A 21202-nucleotide genomic window follows, 5' to 3' on the forward strand; every position below is an offset into this window, starting at 1 on the left:
GAAAAGCAACAAAACACTAGCGGTTTTGTTGCTTTTTCTCTACCTATAAATATGTGGTTAATTTGTAACAAAGCTTTGTTTTTATTGTTTATTATTTGTATTACCATTATACTATGATAATGTGTGTAAGTATTTTTAGATTTGCAGTGATATGTACGAAAGGAGATATATAATGAACGAAAAGCAACGCTTAGAATCACAGCAAGTAAAGCAACCTAATCCTTCGGACAAAAAATCCGCCAAGGATTATAGTCAGTATTTTGATAGTGTTTATCAGGCCCCGTCTTTATCAGATGCTAAAAAACGTGGTAAGGAAGATGTTCTTATCCAGCGTGATTTTGAACTGCCAGAGGACATGATCGGAATAGGTACTGGGCGTAAGTTTTATATCCGAACTTATGGCTGTCAAATGAATGAACATGATACAGAAGTCATGGCAGGTATTTTACTAGGATTAGGCTATGAATCAACAGATACAGTTGATGATGCTGATATTATTCTATTAAATACATGTGCGATACGAGAAAATGCTGAGAATAAAGTATTTGGTGAACTTGGTCATCTTAAGCATTTAAAAAAGAACAATCCTAACGTATTATTAGGTGTTTGCGGATGTATGTCGCAAGAAGAATCGGTTGTCAATAAAATATTACAAAAACACCATCATGTTGATATGATATTTGGAACTCATAATATTCACCGATTACCACAGATTGTTAAAGAAGCTATGCTTAGCAAAGAGATGGTTGTTGAAGTATGGTCAAAAGAAGGGGATGTTATCGAAAATCTCCCGAAAGTGCGTAAAGGGGATATTAAAGCTTGGGTCAATATTATGTATGGCTGTGACAAGTTCTGTACTTACTGTATCGTGCCATATACTCGTGGAAAAGAGCGCAGTAGACGACCTGAAGACATTATTGAAGAAGTTCGTCACTTAGCTAGGAATGGTTACAAGGAAATTACACTCTTAGGCCAAAATGTGAATGCATATGGTAAAGATTTGGAAGATATGGACTATGGGTTAGGAGAATTAATGGACGAACTAAGAAAAATTGATGTTGCTCGTATCCGTTTTACTACTAGCCATCCTCGTGACTTTGATGATCGCCTGATAGAAGTATTAGCTAAAGGCGGAAATTTAGTCGACCATATTCATTTACCTGTTCAATCTGGGAGTACTGATGTGTTGAAAATTATGGCACGTAAATATTCTCGTGAACATTATTTAGAATTAGTAAGAAAAATAAAAGAAGCTATTCCATCAGTATCATTAACGACTGATATCATAGTAGGATTCCCGAATGAAACAGACGAACAATTTGAGGAAACCCTATCATTGTATCGTGAAGTTGGATTTGATTCTGCGTATACATTTATTTATTCACCTAGAGAGGGTACTCCAGCAGCTAAGATGCAAGATAATATTCCGATGGAAGTGAAGAAAGATCGTTTGCAGAGACTAAATGCACTCGTAAATGAATTTTCTGCTATAAAAATGAAAGAACATGAAGGTAAAATCGTTGAAGTACTTGTAGAGGGTGAAAGTAAAAATAATCCAGAAGTGCTTGCGGGTTACACAGAAAAGAATAAGCTTGTTAATTTTAGAGCTCCTAAATCAGTTATTGGTCAAATTGTAAAAGTGAAGATCACACAAGCAAAAACATGGACATTAGATGGAGAATTGATAGAAGAAGTAGCAGGGGTGAATTAAGATGACTAAGTATACTAAAGACGATCTTGTTGCACGTGCTCGTGATTTAGCGAAGATGATCGCGGATACTGAAGAAGTAGAACTGTTTAAACAAACGGAAGAAAAAATTAACGAAAATCAAAAAGTAAGAGAAACAATTGCTTTGATTAAGAGCTTGCAAAAACAAGCAGTTAATTTTCAACATTATGGTAAGCATGAGGCATTAAAACAAGTGGAAGAAAAAATTGATAAACTTCATGCTGAAATAGATGAATTGCCAATCGTTCAGGAATTTAAATCATCGCAAATTCATGTGAATGATTTACTTCAACTTGTTGCATCAACAATTACGAATACAGTTACTGATGAAATAATTATCTCTACCGGTGGAGATGTACTCCGTGGAGAGACAGGCTCAAAAGTTAAAGCAAGTAGTGGAAGCAGTTGTCACTAAGCTTTTAAGCAATCTATTATTTAAGGTAAGAGAGCATTGGATATATTTCAATGCTCTTTTTCGTTGATAATTGAATAGATTAGCTAGCAGGTGGCTTTCTTTGTATGGATTGTTGAATGTCACAAAAAGTTAAATACGAATATATATATCATTCCTGGTATCTTTTTTTCTGAAGACGGTAACAATTAATTAGGCAGTTTTTACATGGATTGTTCTTTTTGGCATCATTTTTCTGTACAACGATGACTAACAATGTAAACCACTTTTTTGGAATTAAAAGATAACAATAGCAACAAAGACGAAAAGAGCCATTAATTAATAGCTACTAACTGATCAAATTTAGTAAAAAATGCAACAAAGTCTACGAAGCTAATTATTGTAGATCAAACTCAAGTCTCTTCACGAACACTATAACACTCACACTTAAAGTTAAAATCCTACATATTATATAACTCCAAAGATTACGAAGCTTCCGTGTTCTCTATATTCAAGAGTCAATCACACCTATTGAACTTATGTCAAAAGATAACTTCGGGTAAATGAACAAATCCGTCTACGCTTTTTTTCTAAATAAATTTTAAAAATAGGTACATATCTAGATTTTGCGACATACAATGAACTATACGGCTATATTTAATACATCACATAATTGTTTTTGTAATAGGCACAATAGTCATTTGCCCTGCATAGGATGGAAAGAAGATTGATTGAGGAGGGTATACTTGTATGTCACAACATAGAGAAATTATTACTAAAGCTGTAATAGGAAGAGGGCGTAAGTTCACCCAAGCTACACACACATTTTCTCCGTCCCATAAACCTACTAGTATTTTAGGTTGTTGGATTATAAACCACCAATATGAGGCAAAAAAACGAGATTCAACTGTTGAATTAGATGGTACTTATGACATTAATGTATGGTATTCATTCAGTGATAATACGAAAACAGAAGTCGTAACAGAAAAAGTTGCATATACAGATGTGATCAAATTAAAATACAAAGATGAAAATTATTTAGACGGTGGTCAAGAAGTTGTAGCAAAAGTTCTGCAGCAGCCTAATACTTTGGAAGCGACTATTTCTCCAAATGGTAATAAAGTAATCGTTCAAGTGGAGCGGGAATTTCTAGCGGAAGTAATTGGAGAAACGAAAGTCTGGGTTGTCATTGATCCTGATGGAGAGTTCGAAGAAGAAGAATGGGATGATGAAGAGTTAGACGATGAGGAATTGGATGATGAAGAGTTTGAAGATTTAAATCCTGATTTTCTTATAGAAGACGTAGAAGAATAATAAAAAACTAGGGAGCCAGACTTCCTAGTTTTTTGTTTGTCAAAAGGGAATTCAACATTTTGAATTTATTTAAAATAAACTCCTTTGTCATTAATACGTTTTATGATCACTTAGACAGGCTTCAGAAGGTTGTTTAAGGCGGTTAGTTTGTTAAGTTAATGGATGCTTTTCGTACTATACATAATACATGTTATCTTAGGATCTTTTCCTCTCTAAAGGCTGTTCTAATCCCATATACACATCAGAGTTTATACTATTAGTGAAAAAGAACAAAGTTAACGAAAAGAGCCTTAGCTAAAGGGGTTTTCGCAATGCTAGTACTTTACGTAAGAAGTTAAAAACACGTATAGATCTAGCGATCGAGGCATCTTTTCTTCTCTAAGGGCTTTTTTAATCCCATATACATATCGGAGTTTATACTATTAGTGAAAAAGAACAAAGTTAACGAAAAGTGCCTTAGCTTTTTATGTTGAAACAACCAATGTAATAAAGAAATGCTCCTATATATGTTATAATAAATAGTGCTTAATAATAGGAATATTTGGGGGATAACAATGGCAAGCTATACGCCGATGATACAACAATATTTAAAGATAAAGGCAGATTATCAAGATGCCTTTTTATTTTTTCGTCTTGGGGATTTTTATGAAATGTTTTTCGATGATGCAGTCAATGCATCTAAGGTGTTAGAGATCGCATTAACGAGTAGAGATGGTGGAGACCAACAGCGCATTCCGATGTGTGGAGTTCCACATCATGCTGCAAGCGGATATATTGAACAATTAATAACAAAAGGGTATAAAGTAGCAATTTGTGAGCAAGTTGAAGATCCAAAACAAGCAAAAGGTGTTGTTAAGCGTGAAGTAGTTCAGCTCATTACACCAGGTACAGTGATGGAAGGCAAGGGAGTTATGGAAAAAGATAATAATTTCCTTTCATCAATATCGATGTTTGATGATAATAGTTTCGGTCTTTCTCACATCGATTTAACAACTGGTGAGAGCAAAGTTACCATTATATCGCAGCAATTCAATGATGTTATTAACGAAATTTATTCAATAAATGCAAAAGAGGTTGTTGTTGACTCACAATTTCCAGAAGAGCTAAAAATAAAATTATTAGAACGATGCCAATTAACATTTTCATTCGAAGATAATATCTTCCTTGATAATGAATTTTTAAACATAGTAAACAAATTACATGATGACAAGCTAATACGTACAGTTAGCCGCTTAATAAACTATTTAAAGAAAACACAAAAACGTAGTTTAGAACACTTGCAAGAAGTCCAAGTCTATGAAACAAATCAATTTATGAAAATAGATTACTTTTCAAAACGGAATCTAGAGCTAACCGAAACAATTCGAGGTAAAGGGAAAAAGGGTTCTTTATTGTGGTTGCTTGATGACACGATGACAGCGATGGGAGGACGACGCCTTAAACAATGGTTAGACAAACCCCTCATCAATAAAGAAGCGATAGATGATCGCTTAAATATGGTGGAAACTTTTATAAATTCATATTTTGAGCGAATTGAGCTTCGGGATATGTTGAAGGAAATTTATGATTTAGAGCGCTTAGCAGGTCGAGTAGCCTTTGGTAATGTAAATGCAAGAGATTTAGTCCAACTAAAAAAGTCATTACAACAAATACCAGCAATAAAGCAATTATTAACAACACTTGATCATGCATATTGTGGTGAACTTGCTGAAAAAATTGATCCGTGTGAACAAGTGACTGAGTTATTAGAAGCTTCTTTGCGTGAAAACCCTCCACTTACGATTAAGGAAGGTGACATTATTGCAGATGGGTATGATCCGACTCTTGATAAACTAAGAGATGCTAGTAAGAATGGCAAGTCATGGTTAGCGGCTTTAGAAAAACAGGAACGTGAGCTAACAGGCATAAAATCGTTGAAAGTTGGTTACAACCGGGTATTTGGTTACTATATTGAAGTTACTAAGGCAAATCTTCATTTATTAGCAGAAGGAAGATATGAGCGTAAACAAACATTAACAAACGCAGAGAGGTTTATTACGCCAGAGTTAAAAGAAAAAGAAGCATTAATACTTGAAGCAGAAGAAAAAATTGTTGAAGTAGAGTACGAGCTATTCCTTCACATTCGTGAACAAGTAAAAAATAATATTATTCGCATTCAGCAATTGGCTCAAATTATTAGTGAGCTCGATGTATTGCAATGCTTTGCGACAGTTAGTGAGGAAAGGCATTATTGTAAGCCATCTTTCTCTCATAATGGGGAGGTCTTTCTCAAAGATGGGCGTCACCCCGTCGTAGAGAAAGTTCTACAACTTCAGCAGTACGTACCGAATGATTGTGTAATGAATGATGATAGAGAGATTCTGTTAATTACTGGTCCAAATATGTCAGGGAAAAGCACGTATATGAGACAAGTTGCTTTAACGTCTATTCTTGCTCAAATTGGTTGTTACGTTCCAGCCCAAGAAGCTGTCCTGCCAATCTTTGATCAGGTTTTCACTCGTATTGGTGCAGCTGATGATCTAATTTCTGGTCAAAGTACGTTTATGGTAGAAATGCTGGAAGCAAATAATGCCATAATGAATGCCTCTAAAAATAGTTTAATCTTATTTGATGAAATTGGAAGAGGTACATCTACTTATGATGGCATGGCACTTGCACAAGCTATTATTGAATACATTCATAACAACATTGGTGCAAAGATGTTATTCTCAACTCATTATCATGAATTGACAGTACTAGAGAATGATTTAGCAAAATTACAAAATATCCATGTGAGTGCAATAGAGGAACATGGGAAAGTCGTATTCCTCCATAAAATAAAAGAGGGTGCAGCTGATAGAAGCTATGGTATACATGTTGCACAATTAGCAGAGCTTCCTGACGCTTTAATCGATCGTGCAAAATCGGTACTAGCCATACTCGAAAAAGCTAGTCAATCAGAACCTAATATTAAAGTGGATCATGCGCCTAAAGAACAATTATCATTATTTGTTCAAGAAGAAAGGACAAATAAGCATATTGAAGAAAAGCTATCTACGAAAGAGAAGCGGATGTTAAAAGATATAAAATCACTTGATTTATTAGACATGACACCTATGGATGCAATAAATAAACTATATGAATTTCAAAAGAAATTGAAGTGATTTTTATAAGTGGACAAAACGAAAAAAGGAAGCTAACCTCGTTAATATCGTTCATATAAAATATTTAAATAGTCTAGATAGCATTTTTTCGTATTGATTGTTGCTTTTCGCTTAAGGTATAAACGCGTAGCTATCTAGCGTGCATCTTTTCAATTTTTACAACAATTGAGCTTTCATAAAACTCATCATGCTGACCATGGTTTTCAACAATAGCTACTTAGTTTACGAAGAGAGCTTTTATAAATGATAAGATTGGAGGTGATACAGTGGGGAAAATTATTGAATTAGATGATCAGCTTGCTAATAAAATTGCAGCTGGGGAAGTAGTTGAGAGGCCAGCCTCAGTTGTAAAAGAATTAGTTGAAAATGCAATAGATGCGCATAGCACTGTTATCGAAATTGAACTAGAAGAGGCAGGATTAGCAAAAATTCGAGTGATTGATAATGGAGATGGCATCGAACCAGATGATTGCCTTGTGGCTTTTTCACGTCATGCTACGAGTAAAATTATAGATGAAAACGACCTGTTTAGAATACGGACGCTAGGATTTAGAGGTGAAGCATTACCTAGTATTGCATCAGTATCCGAACTAGAGATGAAGACGAGTACGGGTGAAGAAGCGGGTACGTATATTTCTATTAAAGGTGGCGAGCTCGCTAGTCATCATCGTACTGATAGTCGTAAAGGCACCGATATAACAGTGTCCAATTTGTTTTATAATACACCAGCTAGATTAAAATATATGAAAACGATTAATACCGAGCTAGGAAATATTACTGATATCGTTAATCGATTAGCTTTAGCGTACCCATCGATTTCATTTAAATTAATTCATAATGGAAAAAAACTACTTTTAACAAATGGCAATGGTAATTTGAAACAAGTAATAGCAGCGATATATGGTGTATCTATAGCAAAGAAAATGATTCCAATATCGATTAAATCTTTAGATTTTGAGATGAAGGGATTCATTTCATTACCAGAACTTACGAGAGCATCAAGGAATTACATTTCAACGATGATAAATGGGAGATATATAAAAAACTACTCTATTGTGAAGGCAATTCAAAAAGGTTATCATACATTACTACCAATCGGTAGATATCCAATCATCGTATTGGAAATTAACATGGACCCTTTATTAATAGATGTAAATGTCCATCCTTCGAAACTTGAGGTGCGACTTAGTAAGGAATCTGAGCTGAACGACTTAATAGGGTCACAGATTGAAAAAGAATTTAAAACTAAGCAGCTCATTCCTGAAGTAAACCAATTTACACAGAGAAAAGAACGGACAGTTCAACAAGATTTTACGTTGGAACATCATGAATTAAGGAACGATGTCCACGTTGAACCTGTTTTACATGTAGAAAAGAAAACAGGTATTCATTCACAAAGTGAAAACGTTGTTGATGTCATTAAGGAAAATGAAGATGAGTTTATGCATGATGAAAATAATGTTTATAATGCATCACTTGAACCGAAAAGAGTACAAATAGATAATGGCCACAATGTTATTGAGGTCGAGGAAGAAGAATTAAAGGGTTTTGATGATTTTGTTGCGGATCATACGCAACGTGTTCCGCCACTATACCCTATTGGCCAAATGCATGGAACTTACATTTTGGCTCAAAATGAACAAGGTCTTTATATTATCGACCAACATGCTGCTCAAGAAAGAATTAAATATGAATACTTTCGTGAAAAAGTCGGTCAAGTTACTTCGGAGGTTCAAGAGCTGTTGTTGCCACTAACTTTAGAATATTCACAAGATGAATATGTACTAATAAATGAGTATAAAGAAGAGTTAGCCCAATGTGGGGTGTTGTTAGAGCCTTTTGGACACCATTGTTTCATCGTTCGATCTCACCCAACTTGGTTCCCAGTAGGAGATGAGACAACGATCATTGAAGATATGATTGAACAAGTACTACACATGCAAAAAGTTGATGTGAAAAAACTTCGTGAAGAAGCTGCGATTATGATGAGCTGTAAAGCTTCGATTAAAGCTAATCAACATCTAAAGGAGGAAGAAATTTTTTCTTTACTTGAACAGCTTCGACATTCGAGTGACCCATTTACATGTCCACACGGTAGGCCGATCATCATTCATTATACTACCTATGAAATGGAAAAAATGTTTAAACGAGTTATGTAAATTTAAACAATGAGTAATAAGAATTAACAATGCTAATATAATAGAGCTATGTTGACTCAACAATAGTCAACATAGACTTCTCTTTACCTTCTAGAACGCTGATAGTTATCTTGCGACTTTGTCGTAAACTTGTTGACCCATAAAAAATTAAATATTCAATGAGCTGTTTAAATAAGTAATAACCTGCGAGCATTATAATTGCGTCTATCGTTCTTATTCGATAAACAACAGTCATTGTAAAAACAGCTTATTTAAACTCATGTTCTTAGCTTAATGGGAGCAAATTATTTACCTGAAAAAATAATATAAACATAACAGAGAGATTCACACCGTCCTTTTGCAACTATTATGTAAAATGGTCTTATGCTACTTTTACATTCACGTTTCTTTAAATGAATTTTGATGATTTGATTAGTGATTTATAACGAAAGCATTATCATGTCTGAATCTTATAAAATTATTGTGAAGACTTGTTAAAAATGATTCATTTTTGGTTATACTATATGAATGTTTAATTTACAAAACTGGATATGTTATGATTTGACTGCAATAGATATAGAAAGTAGTGATCATTAGTTGAATGAAACAGAACAAAAAGTTGTTGTGATCGTAGGTCCGACAGCTGTTGGGAAAACAAAATTAAGCATAGAGCTAGCGAAAAAGTTAAATGGGGAGATTATTAGTGGTGACTCTATGCAAATATATCGGGGAATGGACATTGGTACCGCAAAAATAAAACAAGAAGAGATGGAAGGGATCGAGCATCATTTAATTGATATTAAAGATCCTCATGAATCATTTTCTGTAGCAGAATTTCAAATGATCGTTCGAAGTTTAATTAACGATATCCAGTCTCGTGGGAAGCTTCCGATGATTGTAGGAGGTACAGGTTTATACATTCAAGCTGTTTTGTATGATTATCAATTCTCCAGTCAACCGACTGATCTTTTATATCGTAATCGCTTACAAGAAAAAGCTGATAATGGTGAAGCACATTCGTTATATAATGAACTAAAAAAAGTTGATCCACTCAGCTCTGAACGGATTCATCCACATAATGTGAGGCGCGTTATACGCGCACTTGAAGTTTACCATGTGACGGGTAAACCGATGTCTGAGTTGCAACAAGACCAGAAACAAGATATATTATATGATAATGCACTTATCGGATTAACGATGGATCGAGCTAAATTGTATGAAAGAATCAATGCGCGTGTGGATCTTATGTTTGATCAAGGGCTAGTGAATGAAGCTCATGATCTATATGAAAGAGGCATAAAGAATTGCCAATCAATTCAAGCGATAGGTTATAAAGAACTGTATGAGCATTTTGAAGGCAATATGACGTTAGCAGATGCGAAAGATAGTCTAAAGCAAAATTCAAGACGGTATGCCAAACGACAATTAACATGGTTTAGAAACAAGATGGATATTGAATGGTTTGACATGACTTATACTAGTCATCTTAATGAAAAGTTAACGGATATTTTCGATTACATAGCAGGAAAGCTCAAACTTTAAGCGAATAATTATGTATATATAGAAAAGAGGAGGACGAAATTATGAAGCAATCAATTAATATTCAAGATCAATTTTTAAATCAAGTTAGAAAAGATGGAGCATTTGTAACAGTTTTCTTATTAAATGGATTTCAATTGAGAGGACAAATAAAAGGATTTGATAATTTTACTGTTTTGCTTGAAACTGAGGGCAAACAGCAATTAATTTATAAACATGCGATTTCAACATTTGCACCTCAAAAGAATATTCAAATAGATTTTGAATAAATCGTAAGAATAACCTACAAATTAACGTAGGTTATTTTTTTTGTACGAGCTGTTTTTACTATGATTGTTGTTTTTCTTACTAAGGAATAAGCATTATTAAACTACATGTTATTGCTTTGCCCACTCATTAATGGAGGTGTGCTATGAAAAATAATAAAATGGCACTGTATGTTTCTTTAATAGCATTAGTAGGATTTCCAATGCTTTTCTCTTTATATCATTATTTTCAGGGCAATGGGGCTTTTTAGTGTGGAGTATTCCACCTTCCTTGACTGCGGGACTTACTGGTTTGATGATCACTCTTAATCAAATAAAAAAAGAAGGAAGTCATGGGGAGGGGTAATACCTGAATGATACATATTAGTGGTTGTTGAATTACACATTTAAATGCAATGTTAAAAATTCACTACAATAACTGAGCTACTAAGACCATTAAAATGGTCTCTTTTTTTATTTATAAAGACACTTTCCGTAATTTTTGTTGCACTAATACATAAAAGAAGAGCTCAACAGTCATCGTTTTATAGAAGAATAGATCCAAGTTGTATACGTGTTTATTTATTAATACGAAAACGAGGCTGGGACATAACTTAAGTGTTTAACTAAAATTCCGAACAAAGTAATAACTTAGCGGATGAAATATACGTAGACTCCTGCGGGATGAAAAGCAACGGCTAGACCCCGCAGTGCCTAGCACGAGGAGGCTTGCCAGCTTCCCGCGGAAAGCAGAGTATATTTCAGGAGCGGCGTAACTACAACTACAACCATTGTTCGGTTTCTATTTAGTTAAAAAAATACTTTTGTCCCAGCCTCTTATACAGTTTTAAAAAAATTTGAAAAATAAGCTTTGTTACAAAGCTTATTTTTGCATGAGAATGTGGATACAACCATACGTTGTATCTGTTCTTTTATAAACGACATAAAATCTCCATTTAGAAAAGAACCTAAGAAAAATTAAGGTAGTGATGAAGGGGAGGGGTGAAAATATCTAACAGTTTGTTTGATAATACTAACGTTGAAAAATTAGTTGTTATAGGTTCTATTGTGGATTGAATTAAAGTAGTCGATATTCTTACCTATCTTTTTATATTTTTCACCAATTTTCTAACATATGTAACATAGTCTATCTTATTGAAATCCAATGTGCTAAATGGAAATTAACGGCTACTTACTTATAGTGACTGTACAAAAAACTTAATAAATCTTAACATCGTTTTATTATATAGCTTTATGTTTGACAAATTAGACTGGTTTATAATTGAAAATAATGAAGAAAAAATTGTAAAAATTTGTTAACGAGCTATAAACAAAATACACCACCTTTCCTTTGCTATTACAGTTAATATGATTACATATGGAGTTTTGTTATAGGCATTTGTCACAATTTTATTTTTCGTACGTATACTAGTAATGAATGTGAGGTGAAATCGCTTGAATCAACCTATGACGATGAAAAATAATGGTCAAATTAATATTATACTTAATAATCAACAAAAGAAAATTGAGGTTAAACGACATCAACAAACTGATGTATATAATAAGCCGTTCCCTTCTCAACATAATATACTTAAAGAAATTGAAGATGAACTACTTTCTCTTGTTGGAATGGAAGAGATCAAACGGATTGTTAAAGAAATATATGCATGGATATTTATTAACAAGAAACGTGAGGAAGAGGGGTTAAAACCAGGTAAACAAGTGTTGCATATGATGTTCAAAGGTAATCCTGGAACAGGAAAAACAACTGTTGCCAGATTACTTGGGAAACTATTTGTTCGTATGAATGTGTTATCGAAAGGACATCTGATTGAGGCTGAAAGGGCAGATTTAGTAGGAGAATATATTGGGCATACTGCACAAAAAACTCGCGAGCTTATTAAACGTGCTATGGGAGGAATCTTATTCATAGATGAGGCATACTCACTTGCTCGTGGTGGGGAAAAAGACTTTGGCAAAGAAGCAATTGATACATTAGTCAAGCATATGGAAGACAAACAAAATGAATTTATTTTAATACTAGCTGGATATTCAAAAGAAATGGAGCATTTTTTATCGCTCAATCCGGGGCTATATTCTAGGTTCCCATTAGTTATAGATTTTCCAGACTATACTGTGGACCAATTGATGGAAATTGCTTCAAGAATGATCTCAGAAAGAGATTATACTTTTCACCAAGAAGCTGAGTGGAAATTACGCAATCATTTACTGTCTATTAGAAATTCTTTACATCCTGCTTCTTTTAGCAATGGACGTTATGTTAGAAATGTTATAGAAAAGTCAGTTCGTGTTCAAGCAATGAGATTATTATTTCAAGAAGAACTCGATAGAAAACAGCTAATGACCATTAATAGTGAGGACTTATTAATTAATGATATATAACTGTTATTGTTTTAGGCTAATAAATAAATAGAGGATGATACGTCATTTTAAGTACTACGTATCATCCTCATTTTGTATTAAAATTAAAACTTTGTTTATCTTACAAAGTACATGTTTATAAATATCAAAAGCTAATTTAGTAAAGTAGTAACGGAAAGAAAGCTACTTCTTATAGATAGTGTCATTACGTGCCAAGTTATATCCACATATTCATCTAGCAATCGTGTAATATTTTTATCTCTAAAGATAGTTTCAATCATATATACACATCAGTTTTTTTAACAGATAGTGAACATAGAAGAAAATTAATGAAAAATACCTTAATAAAAGGTGTTTTCTCAATGATAGTTTCTTTACGTACCAAAATAAAAACACGTATATCGCGGCACCTTTTCTTCACTAAAGACTGTTCCAACCATCTATACACAGCAGTTATTAAACTAATAGTGAAAAAAGCATAAAGTTAACGAAAAGAGCCTTAATAAAAACCGATTTTTTGTGTATCCTGTTGATCCTCTTGTTTTAAGTTTATTTTTTCAAGTTCAGTAAGTAAACTTTTTCTAGTAGGGTTGAAAACATGAGGTATCTCATTGTTTTGCATTAACAATGATTTTTCTTCATTAGCTAATAAATAGGTTATTTCATCGGAGTACAAAGGAAGAACATTAAAGAAATGAACCTTCTTTTGTATATTTATATCAACTTCAAAAAATTCTCTATCAAACAACAAAGGTGGAAGTAATATAGATCCTGTCATCTTAATATTATTTGTAAAAGGTTCCGCTGGAGCATGCTGGTTGATACTCCACAAAGACAGTGGCTCCTCCTCTTTATTTAAGTGAGGGTTTTTAGCAAGGTATTTAAGTAATCGGATTGGAAAGTAGTTATCCTCGTTTGTGAATCCTTCGTTAGACACTTCCCATTCTGCAGGCACCGACATCATTAGTTCACTATATTTCCAACCATCCGGTAATTCATGAATAGGGAGGTCGCTCATGCCCATGGTGATAAAAGTATGGAAAGGTCTAGCTTCAGTGGCTTCTATATGATATATATCGATGCTAACAGTGTCAGAAACTTCTTCTACATATAGATTTTTAATCTCCCCTATGTATGTCTCAATATGGTCTTCAATTATGTCTCTAGCATCTATATCCATAGGATGCGAAGAAAGTAAGCTGTCTGTTCCCCATGGGATTTTTACCCAAGGGCTTAAAGGGTTTTCTAGTAACCAGTTTAACGTTTTATGATATCTTTTCTCCATTTTTTTATTTAAGCTTACTTGTTGCATCCAAAATGTTGCGCCTGTCATAAAACTTTCTGCATACTCTTTCCAGCCTGAGAACATGTTGGCTGTTTTGATAGATATTTTTTTCAATAACACCTTGCCTTCATCTCCTGTAATATAACCGAACGCGACGCCATCACATACTAACATAGCTTCACGTGCAAAATCGAATGCAGCTGCCTCGATATGCATGTTATTCGTTTTTGTTTCATACTGAAAGCGGTGCCCTTCGTATTTTAGCCAGTAAATTTGTTTTAACAATGTTCCTCTATCATTGATTCCCCATTCATCTTTAAATTTCTTTTTAAGAAATTCTAGTTTGTCCTCAGGTAAGACTTCTGTAAACAAATATACTGAATTATCTTCATTCCAATCTAATTGTAGAATTGGACCATGCATATAAAATTCTACAAACATCGCTTTTAAGGCGATTCCAAATCTTTCTTCATCAGATTTTTGGTATGCTGTACTCCATAATGATTCATATGTTTTTTCATGTTCGTCTTCTTCGTGTTTTAACTCTTCTTTGGCTTCTTCAACACCTTCCTTTATGCCTTCTCTAACTCCTTCTAAAATAGTTTTTCCTACTTTCCAAACAATAATAAGACCAATGATTGCTGCTACAATCCATTTGATTGCCATACGATCATTTCTCCTCTCTGTTATTTTTTTAGGCTGTGTTCGTATCAATTTGTTGTCTTTCATACTAAAACAGAAGCAAGTATTCGATTAGCCTAGGTTGTTTTGTCTTCTCTAAACAGTTGGTATAGAGTAATATGATTACGTAACTGTCAAGTTTAGTTGAATAGTAAACAAGTATACGAAAAGAGCCTTGAATTATTTAACCGTAAGCTCGTCTAATATTTTTATGGATGAATAAAAAAATGAGCAAGGTTAAATATATATTCTATATATTCTGAATTTTATAATAACAAATTATTAATACCAAAATCTACAAGAAATTAGTCACGTATTACTAATGCTAAAGTCTTATTTTTTCTTTTGATATTCCATATTACATGCGAAAACAAACATATACTAATTCATTTCAAATTTGTTCGTGAAAAGTCTTTAGTTTTGATATGATAAAAAAGAGTGTTAATTATTATAAAAGGGAAGGTACATGGAGTTTGAATATAAATACAAATAAAACTGCTGAAACAGCAATATTAGTTGGATGTCAATTGCCCAATTTAAATGATGAAAGATTTATGTTTTCGATGGAGGAACTTGCATCTTTAACAAAAACGGCGAATGGGACTGTGGAAGTTGTCGTTACACAGAAAAGAGAGAAAATTCATCCTGCTACATATATAGGCAAAGGCAAGGTAGAAGAAATTGTAAAGTTGGAAACCGAAGTAGAACCACAGATTATCATTTTTAATGATGAACTGACACCTAGCCAAATTAGAAATTTAACAAAGTTATTTCAGGCTAGGGTGATTGATAGAACTCAACTAATCTTAGATATTTTTGCAATGAGGGCTAGATCACGTGAAGGGAAGCTCCAGGTCGAACTTGCGCAATTACAATATTTACTACCTAGACTCGCGGGCCAAGGTATTTCTTTATCTAGGCTCGGGGGAGGGATTGGTACTAGAGGACCTGGTGAAACGAAGCTCGAAACAGATAGAAGGCACATCCATCGTCGAGTCGTTGAAATTAAGCAACAGCTCTCGTCGATTGTTCAGCATCGAGTGAGGTACCGTGAACGGAGAAAGAAAAACAATGCATTTCAATTATCTTTAGTAGGATATACGAATGCTGGAAAATCAACGCTTTTTAACCGCTTAACAGCAGCTGGTGCTTATGAAGAAAATGAGTTGTTTGCTACATTAGATCCAATGACGAGAAAGATGTCTATACCATCTGGGATGAATGTACTGTTGACTGATACCGTAGGATTTATTCAAGACCTTCCTACTACGTTAGTAGCTGCATTTAGATCTACATTAGAAGAGGTCAAAGATGCGGACGTACTCATACATGTTGTTGATTGTTCTAATCCAGATTATTTTAATCATGAACAAACTGTATATCAGTTAATAGCAGAGTTAGGCTTTGAAAATATTCCTGTCATAACCGTTTATAATAAGCGCGACAATATTCATCCAGATTTTGTACCCTCATCAAATACAGAAGTTGTCACAATAAGTGCACATAACGACAATGATGTAATTAAACTGAAAACTTGGCTCGAAAATCGTATAAAAGACAATATGGTGAAATATCATGTGAAGATTCCAAGCCAAGATGGGAAATTACTGTCAACCATTAAAACGGATACGATTGTAACAGAGACAAAATATGATGAAATAGAAGATGTGTATGAATGTACTGGGTATGTATTATCTTCACATATCGCATTCGGTAGACTAAAGAAATATCAAGTTTAGAAAGGGAAGAACATGTTTCATAATTTAAGTAATGGAGTGCAAATCTCCGACATAGTAAATAAAGTAGAAGACAAAATACGTAATATCCATGAGCAAATCGATAGGAATATAGAAGCGAATCAATATCAAGTACTTGAGAGTTTTCGTGGACATAAAATAAGTGACTCGCATTTCATGCCATCAACAGGTTATGGTTATGATGATGTTGGTAGAGATACGCTAGAGAAAGTTTATGCACAAGTTTTTGGAGGCGAAGCCGGATTAGTTCGCCCCCAAATCATATCAGGGACGCATGCCATTTCAATTGCATTATTTGGTGTGCTTAGACCATTTGATGAGCTTTTGTATATAACTGGGAAGCCGTATGATACTTTAGAGGAGATAGTAGGAATCAGAGGTTCAGGTGTAGGCTCTTTTAAAGAATATCATATTGGGTATAACAGTATACCGTTAGCTGAAGATGGAAAAATTGATTATAACAACGTAAAAGAAGCGATAAATGAAAAAACTAAAATGATTGGTATTCAAAGATCTAAAGGATATGCAAATAGACCCTCGTTTTCAATAAGTGAGATTCAAGAAATGGTCCAATTTGTAAAATCGATTAATGAAGAAATCGTCGTCTTTGTTGATAATTGTTATGGTGAATTTGTAGAACAATTGGAGCCTTGTCATATAGGTGCAGACTTAATTGCCGGTTCGTTAATAAAAAATCCTGGTGGTGGTCTTGCTAAAACAGGTGGTTATATCGTTGGGAAGAAAACTCTTGTTGATGCATGCTCCTATCGAATGACTTCTCCTGGAATAGGTAGTGAAGCAGGAGCATCATTACATAGTTTGCAAGAAATGTATCAGGGATTTTTTCTCGCACCACATACTGTTGGTCAAGCTTTGAAAGGTGCTGTTTTCACATCAGCTTTCTTATCTGAAATCGGCATGAACACACATCCTAGCTGGAATAGTCATCGAACAGACCTTATTCAATCAGTCCAATTTGATAATAAAGAAATGATGGTTGCATTCTGTCAGGCAATCCAATATTGTTCCCCAGTGAACTCTTATGTTACTCCGTACCCTAGCTATATGCCTGGTTATGAAGATGATGTGATCATGGCAGCCGGTACATTTATACAAGGGTCTAGTATTGAACTATCAGCGGATGGGCCTTTGAGGCCACCATACGTAGCATACGTACAAGGGGGACTCACATATGCTCACGTGAAGATAGCGGTTTGTTCTGCAATCAATCATTTGATCGAAAAAAATCTCCTCAAAATAAGCTAAATAAGAACAGAATGAACTAAAAGAAAATTGTTGTAATTTTGTGTGTTAGATTTTATGACATAGTATTGACAAAAAACATAACATGGAATATACTGAATATAGTAATAAATGATGGAGGTATCATTATGGCTGATGAAATCAGAAGGTCCATGCCACTTTTTCCTATAGGAATCGTGATGCAGCTAACCGAATTAACAGCTAGGCAAATTCGATATTACGAAGAGCATGGATTAGTATCTCCGGCAAGAACCGAAGGAAATCGACGATTGTTTTCATTTAATGACGTTGACAAGCTATTAGAAATTAAAAATCTAATAGATCAAGGTGTCAATATGGCAGGGATTAAGAAACTATTTGCAGGCAATCAAGATGCAAAATCTGTACAAGAAAATGAAGTGGTTAAAGCGAACAAACAAGAACTATCTGAAGATGAGCTGCGCAAGCTACTAAAAGCTGAATTGATGAATGCTGGAAAGTATAATCGTACAACTCTGAGACAAGGAGATATGTCCCGATTTTTCCATTAATTAAAATGTGCATGCAACCGTTAGAAATAAGTAAAATATAGGTGAAATAAATTCTTGAATAGATACATTTCACCAATTTTTATTTAAATAAATTTTTTAAAATCAAGGGAGGAGCTTTTTTTATGGCAAAGTACACACGAGAAGACATTGTTAAGATGACTGAGGAGGAAAACGTTAGATATATAAGACTACAATTTACTGATTTATTAGGAACGATCAAAAATGTTGAAATCCCTACTAGTCAGTTAGAAAAAGCACTTGATAATAAAATGATGTTTGATGGATCTTCAATCGAAGGTTTCGTACGTATAGAAGAATCAGATATGTATTTATACCCTGACTTAGATACTTGGGTTGTATTCCCTTGGACATCTGAAAAAGGTAAAGTTGCACGTCTAATTTGTGATGTTTACAATCCTGATGGTACTCCATTTGAAGGAGATCCACGTAATAACTTAAAGCGTGTACTTAAAGAAATGGAAGAGCTAGGATTTACTGACTTTAATTTAGGAGCGGAACCAGAATTTTTCTTGTTTAAAGTTGATGAAAATGGCGAACCAACTCTTGAATTAAATGATAAAGGTGGCTACTTTGACTTAGCACCAACTGATTTAGGTGAAAATTGCCGCCGTGATATCGTTTTAGAACTAGAAGAAATGGGCTTTGATATTGAAGCATCTCACCATGAAGTAGCCCCTGGGCAACATGAAATCGACTTCAAATATGCTGGTGCTTTAAAAGCAGCTGATGATATTCAAACGTTCAAGCTTGTTGTAAAAACGATCGCAAGAAAGCACGGTTTACACGCAACATTCATGCCAAAACCACTATACGGTGTAAACGGATCTGGAATGCATGCAAACCTTTCATTATTTGCTAATGGTGAAAATTCATTCTTTGACCCTACTGGCGACTTAGAACTTAGTGAAACTGCTCGTCAATTTATCGCTGGTGTTATAAAACATGCACCAAACTTTACAGCTGTTACAAATCCAACAATCAATTCTTATAAGCGTTTAGTACCTGGTTATGAAGCACCTGTGTATGTTGCATGGTCAGCTCGCAACCGTAGTCCATTAATTCGTATCCCGGCTTCAAGAGGTATGAGCACACGTGTAGAAGTACGAAGCGTTGATCCAAGTGCAAACCCATACTTGGCGATGTCAGTATTACTTGCTGCAGGATTAGATGGTATTAAAAACAAACTATCAGCTCCAGCACCAATTGACAGAAACATTTATGTAATGAACAAAGCTGAGCGCATAGAAGCTGGTATTGTAGACTTACCTGCAACGCTAGAGCATGCATTAGAAAACTTAAAGTCTGACGAAGTTATGACTGGTGCGTTAGGTAGACATCTATTCGAGCACTTTGTAGAAGCTAAAGAAATTGAATGGGATATGTTCCGCACACAAGTTCATCCTTGGGAACGTGACCAATATATGACTTTATATTAAAATTAAAATGTTGATTTAACAACGTTTATAAGGGTTAAAATGGCGGGTCAAGTTGTGAGATTTAATTCTCTACTACAACTTGACCCACTTTTGACCCACCAAAATCCCCAGAAAAATTTACCCCAATAAATCATTCATGTATTCTTCATACTTGTCCACCGAAGTGTTTTCAAGCTTTGAAGAAATATGAGAGTATACATTTATACTTTTGTGACCTAATCTTTCTTGAACGAATTTCATGGTAGCGCCTGATTCCAGTAATAAAACTGCATAAGTATGTCTTAGTCCATGGATTGGCATTTTTTCTAGTCTAGCTTTTTTTAGAATTCTTGAAAATGCATTAAAGAGAGTAGACTTAGGTTGAAAATTTCCATCTTCACGACAGAATACTAAATCTAATTCATGTTTATCCTCTTCATTAAAGACAATTTTGTTCTCATTGAGAACCTTCAGATGATTTGATAATTCCTTAACTAGAGACCCACTTATTTTTATTCTTCTTTCCGATTCATATGTTTTAGTTTCTCCAAATAAACTCTCATCTTTATTGGCCTGAAAATCTAGAGATTTGTTTACATAGATATAGCCTTCTTTTAGGTCAATATCCTTTATTTGGAGAGCGGCAGCTTCACCTTTCCTCATACCTGTTTCTATTAGTGTTTTGAAAAACATATAGTAAATATAGCTATCTTTTCTAGCTACTTTTAGAAAATGTGAGATGTTTTCAGATTCAATGTATTGTAAATCTGCCTTATTTTTAGTTTTACTTTTTGGGATGGTCGCACCTTCACATGGATTACTGTCAATTTTTCTTAATGGATGCACGGCAATTTTCATAGCATTAAACATTGTTGTGTGAATGATCTCAATTGTCCTTTTACTGTACCCTTGATCATCTATATGATTTAGGAATTTTTGGTATTTTAAAGGAGTGATATCTTTTAAATTTGCTTCTTTAAAGTAAGGAATAATTTTTGTTTTGACATTTCTTTCATGAAGAATATAAGTGTTTTTTCTTACATTGTCTTTCTTATATTCGGCTAACCAATCGTTAAATAATGTTTTAAGGAAATGGGGGTGTTATCAATTTCTAATCCGTTAAGTACCTTTTTTTCTACTTCTAATGCAGATTTTTGAGCTTCTTTCTTTGTTTTAAAGCCACCCTTTGATATTTTATTTTGTTTCTTTGTTAGGGGGTCAGTGTATTTGATGCGATATTGCCAAGTGCTCCCACGCTTAAGAAAACTAGCCATTTAAAGTAGATGAAACTCTAAATAATAGAGCCAAGAAATCTATAGACGAAATAAGAAAAGCAGAATATCTTTTAGATAGAATCCAACAAGATTTA

At 34.1% G+C, this 21202-nt stretch carries 13 protein-coding genes and 1 pseudogene; 12 read left to right on the forward strand and 2 right to left on the reverse strand.

The annotated features are described in order from the left end of the window. The first annotated feature begins 172 nt into the window (after window positions 1–172). From miaB to spoVK, 8 genes are all read left to right on the forward strand, one after another. Entirely contained in the window at window positions 173–1711 is a 1539-nt protein-coding gene (gene miaB / locus SLH52_RS08170; protein ID WP_320208765.1) for a tRNA (N6-isopentenyl adenosine(37)-C2)-methylthiotransferase MiaB, read from the forward strand. 1 nt (window position 1712) lies between these two features. Beyond that, window positions 1713–2144 (forward strand): RicAFT regulatory complex protein RicA family protein, encoded by a 432-nt coding sequence (locus SLH52_RS08175; protein ID WP_320208766.1) that lies wholly within the window; start codon window positions 1713–1715, stop codon window positions 2142–2144. Between the two features lie 726 nt (window positions 2145–2870). Continuing rightward, complete coding sequence (locus SLH52_RS08180; protein WP_320208767.1) at window positions 2871–3434, forward strand: outer spore coat protein CotE; 564 nt, start codon at window positions 2871–2873, stop codon at window positions 3432–3434. Window positions 3435–3988: 554 nt separating this feature from the next. After that, window positions 3989–6577, forward strand: a complete 2589-nt coding sequence (gene mutS / locus SLH52_RS08185; protein ID WP_320208768.1) for a DNA mismatch repair protein MutS — start codon at window positions 3989–3991, stop codon at window positions 6575–6577. A gap of 266 nt (window positions 6578–6843) precedes the next feature. Continuing rightward, entirely contained in the window at window positions 6844–8736 is a 1893-nt protein-coding gene (gene mutL, locus SLH52_RS08190) for a DNA mismatch repair endonuclease MutL (RefSeq protein WP_320208769.1), read from the forward strand. 576 nt (window positions 8737–9312) lie between these two features. After that, window positions 9313–10257 (forward strand): tRNA (adenosine(37)-N6)-dimethylallyltransferase MiaA, encoded by a 945-nt coding sequence (miaA, locus tag SLH52_RS08195; RefSeq protein WP_320208770.1) that lies wholly within the window; start codon window positions 9313–9315, stop codon window positions 10255–10257. 41 nt (window positions 10258–10298) lie between these two features. Beyond that, complete coding sequence (gene hfq, locus SLH52_RS08200; RefSeq protein ID WP_214482767.1) at window positions 10299–10523, forward strand: RNA chaperone Hfq; 225 nt, start codon at window positions 10299–10301, stop codon at window positions 10521–10523. A gap of 1431 nt (window positions 10524–11954) precedes the next feature. Then, complete coding sequence (gene spoVK / locus SLH52_RS08205) at window positions 11955–12902, forward strand: stage V sporulation protein K (RefSeq protein WP_320208771.1); 948 nt, start codon at window positions 11955–11957, stop codon at window positions 12900–12902. A 478-nt stretch (window positions 12903–13380) separates the two neighbouring features. On the opposite strand, the gene SLH52_RS08210 is transcribed toward spoVK, so the two are convergent. Beyond that, window positions 13381–14832, reverse strand: coding sequence for a suppressor of fused domain protein (locus SLH52_RS08210; protein ID WP_320208772.1), 1452 nt, complete (start codon window positions 14830–14832; stop codon window positions 13381–13383). Window positions 14833–15326: 494 nt separating this feature from the next. Here SLH52_RS08210 and hflX point away from each other — a divergent pair, with 494 nt between their 5' ends. The 4 genes from hflX to glnA all read left to right on the forward strand — a co-directional run bounded on the left by hflX (window position 15327) and on the right by glnA (window position 19854). Next, window positions 15327–16586: a GTPase HflX gene (gene hflX / locus SLH52_RS08215; RefSeq protein WP_320208801.1), complete on the forward strand. Its 1260-nt coding sequence runs from the start codon at window positions 15327–15329 to the stop codon at window positions 16584–16586. 12 nt (window positions 16587–16598) lie between these two features. Continuing rightward, a complete protein-coding gene (locus SLH52_RS08220; RefSeq protein WP_320208773.1) occupies window positions 16599–17870 on the forward strand; it encodes a methionine gamma-lyase family protein in 1272 nt (423 codons plus the stop codon). A 125-nt stretch (window positions 17871–17995) separates the two neighbouring features. Next, a complete protein-coding gene (locus SLH52_RS08225; RefSeq protein ID WP_320208774.1) occupies window positions 17996–18397 on the forward strand; it encodes a MerR family transcriptional regulator in 402 nt (133 codons plus the stop codon). Between the two features lie 122 nt (window positions 18398–18519). Then, window positions 18520–19854, forward strand: coding sequence for a type I glutamate--ammonia ligase (glnA, locus tag SLH52_RS08230; RefSeq protein ID WP_320208775.1), 1335 nt, complete (start codon window positions 18520–18522; stop codon window positions 19852–19854). A 117-nt stretch (window positions 19855–19971) separates the two neighbouring features. Here the strand turns inward: glnA and SLH52_RS08235 are convergent. Continuing rightward, window positions 19972–21107 (reverse strand): annotated as a pseudogene (locus SLH52_RS08235) (tyrosine-type recombinase/integrase). Window positions 21108–21202 lie beyond the last annotated feature (95 nt).

This window comes from Cytobacillus sp. IB215665, assembly GCF_033963835.1.
Taxonomy (GTDB): domain Bacteria; phylum Bacillota; class Bacilli; order Bacillales; family SM2101; genus Nanhaiella.

Excerpts from the sequence above, each read along its gene's own strand:
- SLH52_RS08210 (WP_320208772.1), bottom strand. The coding sequence starts at position 14,832 with ATGGCAATCAAATGGATTGTAGCAGCAATCATTGGTCTTATTATTGTT.
- glnA (WP_320208775.1), top strand. The coding sequence starts at position 18,520 with ATGGCAAAGTACACACGAGAAGACATTGTTAAGATGACTGAGGAGGAA.
- mutS (WP_320208768.1), top strand. The coding sequence starts at position 3,989 with ATGGCAAGCTATACGCCGATGATACAACAATATTTAAAGATAAAGGCA.
- SLH52_RS08220 (WP_320208773.1), top strand. The coding sequence starts at position 16,599 with ATGTTTCATAATTTAAGTAATGGAGTGCAAATCTCCGACATAGTAAAT.
- SLH52_RS08180 (WP_320208767.1), top strand. The coding sequence starts at position 2,871 with ATGTCACAACATAGAGAAATTATTACTAAAGCTGTAATAGGAAGAGGG.
- SLH52_RS08175 (WP_320208766.1), top strand. The coding sequence starts at position 1,713 with ATGACTAAGTATACTAAAGACGATCTTGTTGCACGTGCTCGTGATTTA.
- hfq (WP_214482767.1), top strand. The coding sequence starts at position 10,299 with ATGAAGCAATCAATTAATATTCAAGATCAATTTTTAAATCAAGTTAGA.
- SLH52_RS08225 (WP_320208774.1), top strand. The coding sequence starts at position 17,996 with ATGGCTGATGAAATCAGAAGGTCCATGCCACTTTTTCCTATAGGAATC.
- miaB (WP_320208765.1), top strand. The coding sequence starts at position 173 with ATGAACGAAAAGCAACGCTTAGAATCACAGCAAGTAAAGCAACCTAAT.